The following is a 6,376-nucleotide window of genomic DNA, read 5'->3' as shown; positions in this document are numbered from 1 at the left end:
GCACGCAATTGCAGGTGATCAGCAGCGGTCACTTCGACGGCAGCAGCGTCAAGGTGCAAAGACAGTTCGCGTCAACGTCCACGCCTCCGCTAGAAGAAGATCACGCGCTGCAAATCAACCACGACCTGAACCTGAGCGGCGCCATCAACATCATCGGCGGCAAGGATGCCAAGCTGACGGTCGATGGCAATGTGACACTGAACGGCTCGGTACAAGGCATAGACACGCTGCTGGCCACCGGCAGCATTACCATCAACGGCAACCAGCGCGTCAATGTCCTGAACGCCAACGGCAATATCACCGTCGCCAATGGCCAGTACCAGCGCATCACCACACTGGCCGACCTGATCACGATCGACAGTGCCCAAATCGGGCTGGCGCAGGCCAACGGCAGTGCCAGCATCGGCAGCACCCGCACCGACCAGTTGCAGGCTATGGGTAATATTGCCATCACCAACGGCGGCAGCTCGCTGGGCACGATAGAAACGCAAGGCGCGGTGGTCAGCAGGACCAGCAATCCGATTACCTCGCTGAAAACCGAAGGCGACCTCACGATCGAAGGATGGGGTGGCCGGCTCAATGCCCAGGTGGGTGGCAGTGCCAATTACAACAAGAACAATAGTGACATCAAGGTACAGCTCGTCCCCGGCCTGCAAGTACCGCTGCCGGTACTGACGCCGGTTTCCATCCGCAAGCAGAAGGTGGATGCCAACGACTATAGAAGCCTGGCGCACTATCTGTTCACCCGCGACGTCAGCGGCAAAATCCGCGTGCGCGTGCGCGCGATCAACGGCATTGCAGACGGTGACTATTTTGTCGGCAAAAACCAGGACGGTCGCGAGAACTATCTGTGCAGCAAAACCGACGGCCAGAACAAATGTACCGTCGCGGCGGCCGGCCGGCTGTGTCGTGGCTACTCGGACTACAACAGTTGCCTGAGCGTCAGCAGCAAGGGCGACTGGCTGCTGGAGGGAAATGATCTGGCACCCGGCATCGCCTGGTTCGACGGCAACCTGATCGCCAGCAACGGCAAGTACTTCAACAGCTTTATCGCCAGCGGCAATATCCAGACCAAGGATAACCACCAGACCTATGCCGTCAATTACATCGGCTACGCCGAGGTATGCGCCAACAAGAATTACCCTGCCCAATATCCGACCGATTACTGCGACCTGCCCACACAGCAGTTCACCAGCCAGAGCAGCGGCAATATCGCCTATCTCGCCGGACACTATCAGCAAGACAGCTATATCGGCGGCGATATCACTCTGGGCAGCAGCAGTACGGTGCACGGCAACGTGATCGCGGGCAATACCCTGAATAGCGGCGGCCGCACCATAATCAAGGGCTACGTCACCGTGGCCAATCAGGGACCGACGGGTGACAACAACTGGGGCAATAGCACCACGATAGACCTGACCAATCTGCCCGATTCGTTCAAGCCGGGCGGGCCGGGCACCTCGGAGCCGCCGGGCAGCGGAGCAGGAGGCAAGTATCAGCCGGTGGCAGGCAGCTGGATCGACAGCGGTACGGACAATTGAAAAGGGCCCGCGGATTCTCGCTGATCGGCGTGCTCGTCAGCCTGCTGGTGCTGACGCTGGGCGTGTTTGCATTAGTACGTGTCCAGCACACCCTGATGCTGGACACACAAAATGCCGGCGACTACGCCGGCGCGACTAATCTGGCGCAAAGTGCGCTCGAACAGCGCAAGGCCTGCGCACCAAGCTTATGTGCCAGCAGTGACTTTACCCCGCAGCCAAGCGGCAGCAGCGTCGCGCCGGCGGCCTACCTTTGCCGTGTAACGACAGACGCGGATATGGCCACCATTGCCGTGCGCTGGCTGGATGCACAAGGCACCGAACGCACGCTGGAAGTCACTTCGCCCCGCACCGACTGTGCCACACCGCCACCATAAGCATCACGGCAGCGTGTTTCGCAAACGGCACCTGCCATGACCAAGGAATGCCCTGAATTTACCAGCACACCGAGCCTCCGCTACCCGAGGCCGTCTTCCCTCCCAATTGATCTAGCGATAAGGTTCCGCATTGGCTATCACCCGTCAGCTGCACGCCTTTGGGCTGGGCTGAAACGGTATAAGTTCGGGCCGTAGGGATAGAGGCACTAAATGTATAACGACTGCTCATTCCACTCTCGGTGGAACAAGCGGCAGTTGGCACCGCGCCGGTATAAGTCAAATTGGTCGTGTAATAGCGCTCCATAAATTGGGCATATTCCGAGAGACAGGCTTTGGCCTTTTCCCTATGGCTACGCATGACATATTGCTGATACGACGGATACGCAATCGCAGCGATAATACCGATGATGGCTACCGTGATCATCAGCTCGATCAGGGTAAAGCCTCGCCACCGGCGGGCGGCGGACAACAAGGACATTTTAGTCTCCTACTATTTCACGCCAGGAAAGGCGCTGGATAAGCCCCGATCCGCCTCCTGTGGTGGCCTGCCCAATGCTGGCATTTTCCAGACTGGACAGCATTCTATTTCCGATAAAAATAGGCGCGCTCGGGCTGCTGTCGAAACCAAGCCCGCTCACATCATCGCTCCCCACCTTGTCATCCTTGTCGATCTTGCCGTCACCATTCACATCGAAAAATCCGCTTCCCAAGCGCGCACCGGTAAACGGATTGATCGCCATGATGTAGCCTCTCCCCTCGGGCAGGCACGGATCGCTGGAGTCGGGAATACGCGTGGTCCCCACCAGGCTGCTGCCGCGAAGCTGGCTGGGCACCACCATCCGTTCTCCCTCGAGGAGACTGCCCGAACCCTTTAGATCCATAAACCAGCCCATTTTACCCGTCATATCATTTTCGATAGCCGACTCAAGCACCCTCACCATCCGGCCAGCAACCAGGTTATCACTCTTGATCTTGCGTTCGACAAGCTGGCTGCGGCCGCTGACTGCATTCCCGTCATCGATGATGCCATACCAGCTCTGTACGCTTTTCGAAGCCAGGTCGGCGCTGCCTAGGAACCGCCCGGTTCCAAAGAATACCCAGCGCTTGCGCGTTTTGGGATCCACCGCAGAAATGGGCGCTGCGCTGACAGGCTGGGCATTGCCTGCAGCATCTTTTGCGGTAAACAGCAGGCGCTTCTGCGGGTTGTTCTTATCCAGCCCCGTAAATGCCCATATATTGCCCGCCTGATCTCCACCGTAGGCCGTATCGTGATCGCCATCACCGTTGGTATCCCAGGCATCAACTGCCGACAGGCCATTACCACCACTCACCCCGCTGCTGACGACGGTATCAGTACCGTTTTCCAGATTCAGCATCAACAACCTTGCCTGATCACTGCTGCCATTGAGGCCATTACCCAGCACCACACGCCAGTCCTCACTCCCCATGCGTGCAATCATCGGTTTTCCGATGACCTGCCCGAGTTCAGCGATCGCATTCTGATCTTTCTGCCACAGCAATTTGACATTGGCAGGATCCGTCACATCCAGCGCAAAAACGGCACGTCCACCACGGCCCAGGCTGCCGACCAGTACCGTCTTCCATGCCTTATTGATATAAGCATCGGCCACGGTCAGTTCGCCGTCGACAAAATAGCGGTGCGTGTATTCAGGTTTGGCATAGTCGGCCAGAGACGACAACACCGCGGCAGGGACAAAGGCAAAGGTTTCCACACCGGTCTGCGCGTTAAATCCGTGCAACATTCCGTCGTTACCACCGACATAAACCACCGGCGTCCGGCTGTTTTGCCCGCTAACAAAGCTGGCATAGCCGGTATCGCCCCGGTACAGCGCTGGATTGGGCTTGCCGACATATAGCGGCGTCGAATTCACCATATCGCCAAGCACACCACCCCGGGCTCGATAGTTGCCGGCAGGCTGCTCCTGGCTGCGATCCCCACGCAGATAGTCAATCAGGGATTGATCAAGCCCGCTGACATTGGATTTAAATTCAGCCAGCACCACATTTTTTTCAACGTAAATTTTGCGCGCATCAGGTGCAGGCACTTTCGCAGCCGCAGTCCACAAGGGCGTCGCCTTGGGCTTCAGGGTAACGGTATCAAGCTCATAGGCAGTTAACTCGCCGGCCCAATTGCTGCTGGAAAAACTGGTCTGAAAGATGGAAACCCCATCCACCATCTGGTTACCGGAGGCAGTCAATGCAGCAGACGAACTGGTACGCTCGGCCGCAATACGGGAAAATGCCTTGGTCAAGCTGTCAATCATTTTAGTGGCGTCACTGGCAACAAAAAAGTTGTCCGCGCGCTTGTAGTTAGTCGCAAGAAATTCGCCGGACGTGTGCCACAAGCTGTCTGCAATTGGGGCCGTCACGGTATACGGTGAAAAATCCGCCGGCACTTTAAAACCACCATACTTGGCGGCCAGCCAGTATTGATTGCTGCTGGCCCCTGCTAATTTTCCTCCTTCTCTCACATCCACCCAATAGGTGGACAACGTCTGCTTGCCCTTGATACGTTTGAGCACTGCGGCGTCAGTCACCCCCAGCTCCGGGCGCATGTCTACCGTGTGTGCGTCATATGCCAGGCCCGCGATATAAGCGGAATTTTCACGGCCGGTAAATGGAGTATTAATCGTCACGCCTTCGAGCTGGGCAATTTTCTGGGTGGCGGTCAGCACATTGACGGACTCGTCGTCACGCACCTCGGCAGGAACGACGGGCTCGTCAGTCGTGAAGGTATTGCCCGGCAAGTTTTTATCTCTATGACTATTGACGTCTCCAATGCCCAGCACCACATTGCTCTGACACCAGTATTGCACAGGGTCGTCCCAAGCCGTAATGACCGGAAAACCGTCGGCAAGCGTGTATTTTTCTTGATTGTTACCTGAAAGTGCTGAATAGGCGGAAACATTGCCTTGATTCTTGAAGTAGCGTAGTGCCGTGTAATAAAGCTCGCTTACCGGATCAATTGACTTATGTTGCTTAGTAGTCATCTGACCGAATTTATTCAGGTAGTTAATCACTCCACTATCCTGAATACCTCCGGGCGTCGCGCTCGCATCAGACCCATCCGGATTTCGCTCTAAAACTCCGGTTACTGGGTTCCATTCTTTGGCGGTATTATCTGTCCATGCCTGGCTAAGTGGATCCAGCCTTTCATTCCCGACAAACTTGTTTTTTGCGCGCATCACGCCGCCGTCACGGCTTGTGGTGTGATCATTCAGATAGCCAAAAATACTGTAGCGCAACTGCCCGGCGTATTGCTGAATCAAACCTTCTGGTTTCCAGTTGCTGCCATATTGTTTGCAGTTTTTCTCCAGCAAACCGGGGACGCACACTTTAACGCGCACATAGACTTCATAAATATTTGCAGCATCCGTGTTTGAATGAGCCGAGTAAGCCGCGTTACTTGGTAGACCCAAATCTCCACTTCCAGTAAACCGCATTTTTGAACCCAGACCCTGGATTCGAATCTTGATGCCGGGCCAGCCATAAGGCGTAACACCTGCCGCGTTTGAAGTGGAATCAGCGTAATCACTCTGCCGATCATGACGCGCTTTTTCCAGCCAGGTCTCACTTGCTATATCCTTGACGCGGTAACCGCCAGTCAGTGCAGAACGAAATGGATCTATGGTCTGGGTCGCCGCCCAATTCAGAAAATGCCCACTCCACTTGTTGCTGCAGGTTCGATTCGATGCCCAGCCTACCGGCTTGAAATGCTCGTCTTCAGGCTTGGTTCCTGTCTCGTATTCGTAGCACTTATCAGAATCAAAGTAGCCGGCATAAGTGGCGGATGAAGAATAGGCATTCAAGTTGGCCCGGCTGATAATGGTCGGATACTCGACCGAAGGCACCAGCGCCAGATTACAGGGGACAAAGCCGCCCACATAAAGCGGCGAGTCGGCAATCTCGACCGGCGCCGAGACCGACGGCCCAGCAAGGCCCGAGCCAAACAAAGCGACCGCCGCCAGCGCAACGGCGCGATAGCGCAGCCCCACTCTGTATTTTTTCCTTGCTGCACGCTGTGTCATCGTTCGACCCTGACGATAGTTTGCAAATAGACCAACGCACGTCCATCCCCCGCCCCTGGTGCATGACTGCGCGCGGTAATGCGGAAAGAACGCGCCACGGGAGCGCTGCCAGCGCCATATTGACTGAGCGCCGCGCTACCTGATTGCTCCGGCAATTCTGACGGCGCGCCTTCACTCATGAGCTGGATAAAATACTGCGCGTTTCCAGGCAGTAAATCCTTGTTCATCTGGAATGCAGCATCAACACTTGTCCATCCTGCAGCATTGTCGGCCGGGATGACATCGCACAGGGTCGTGGACATACAGCTCTCACCGGCGAGAGAAGCAAGATTGGCGCTGTTGGCAATCGTGGCCTCGGCGGCACGCAATGCCGATTCTGTAGACTGAAATGCCAAAGACCGATCGTAACTGT

5 protein-coding genes are annotated in these 6,376 nt (G+C 56.1%); 2 read left to right on the top strand and 3 right to left on the bottom strand.

The features are described from left to right. Both ACRC1E_RS03845 and ACRC1E_RS03840 read left to right on the top strand, forming a co-directional pair. On the top strand, positions 1-1,541 hold a 1,541-nt coding region (locus ACRC1E_RS03845), incomplete at its 5' end, for a hypothetical protein (protein WP_438513788.1). Then, positions 1,538-1,915 (top strand): hypothetical protein, encoded by a 378-nt coding sequence (locus ACRC1E_RS03840; RefSeq protein WP_438513787.1) that lies wholly within the window; start codon positions 1,538-1,540, stop codon positions 1,913-1,915. The genes ACRC1E_RS03845 and ACRC1E_RS03840, both read left to right, overlap by 4 nt. A gap of 58 nt (positions 1,916-1,973) precedes the next feature. Here ACRC1E_RS03840 and ACRC1E_RS03835 read toward each other — a convergent pair whose 3' ends face one another. The 3 genes from ACRC1E_RS03835 to ACRC1E_RS03825 form a co-directional block, all read right to left on the bottom strand. Beyond that, entirely contained in the window at positions 1,974-2,393 is a 420-nt protein-coding gene (locus tag ACRC1E_RS03835) for a type IV pilin protein (protein ID WP_438513786.1), read from the bottom strand. A 1-nt stretch (position 2,394) separates the two neighbouring features. Beyond that, the gene (locus tag ACRC1E_RS03830; protein ID WP_438513785.1) at positions 2,395-5,964 is read right to left on the bottom strand and encodes a pilus assembly protein; all 3,570 of its coding nucleotides are present in this window, start codon (positions 5,962-5,964) and stop codon (positions 2,395-2,397) included. After that, a partial coding sequence (locus tag ACRC1E_RS03825; protein WP_438513784.1) for a pilus assembly PilX family protein occupies positions 5,961-6,376 on the bottom strand: 416 nt, incomplete at its 5' end. The genes ACRC1E_RS03825 and ACRC1E_RS03830, both read right to left, overlap by 4 nt.

It is taken from the genome of Craterilacuibacter sp. (assembly GCF_051659485.1).
Lineage (GTDB): Bacteria > Pseudomonadota > Gammaproteobacteria > Burkholderiales > Chromobacteriaceae > Craterilacuibacter.
The sequence above is the reverse complement of the archived record's forward strand: the minus strand, read 5'-3'. Positions and strand labels throughout refer to the sequence as shown.

What these genes read in the sequence shown, in the direction of transcription:
- ACRC1E_RS03830 (WP_438513785.1), bottom strand. Translation starts at nt 5,964, where the DNA reads ATGACACAGCGTGCAGCAAGGAAAAAATACAGAGTGGGGCTGCGCTAT.
- ACRC1E_RS03835 (WP_438513786.1), bottom strand. Translation starts at nt 2,393, where the DNA reads ATGTCCTTGTTGTCCGCCGCCCGCCGGTGGCGAGGCTTTACCCTGATC.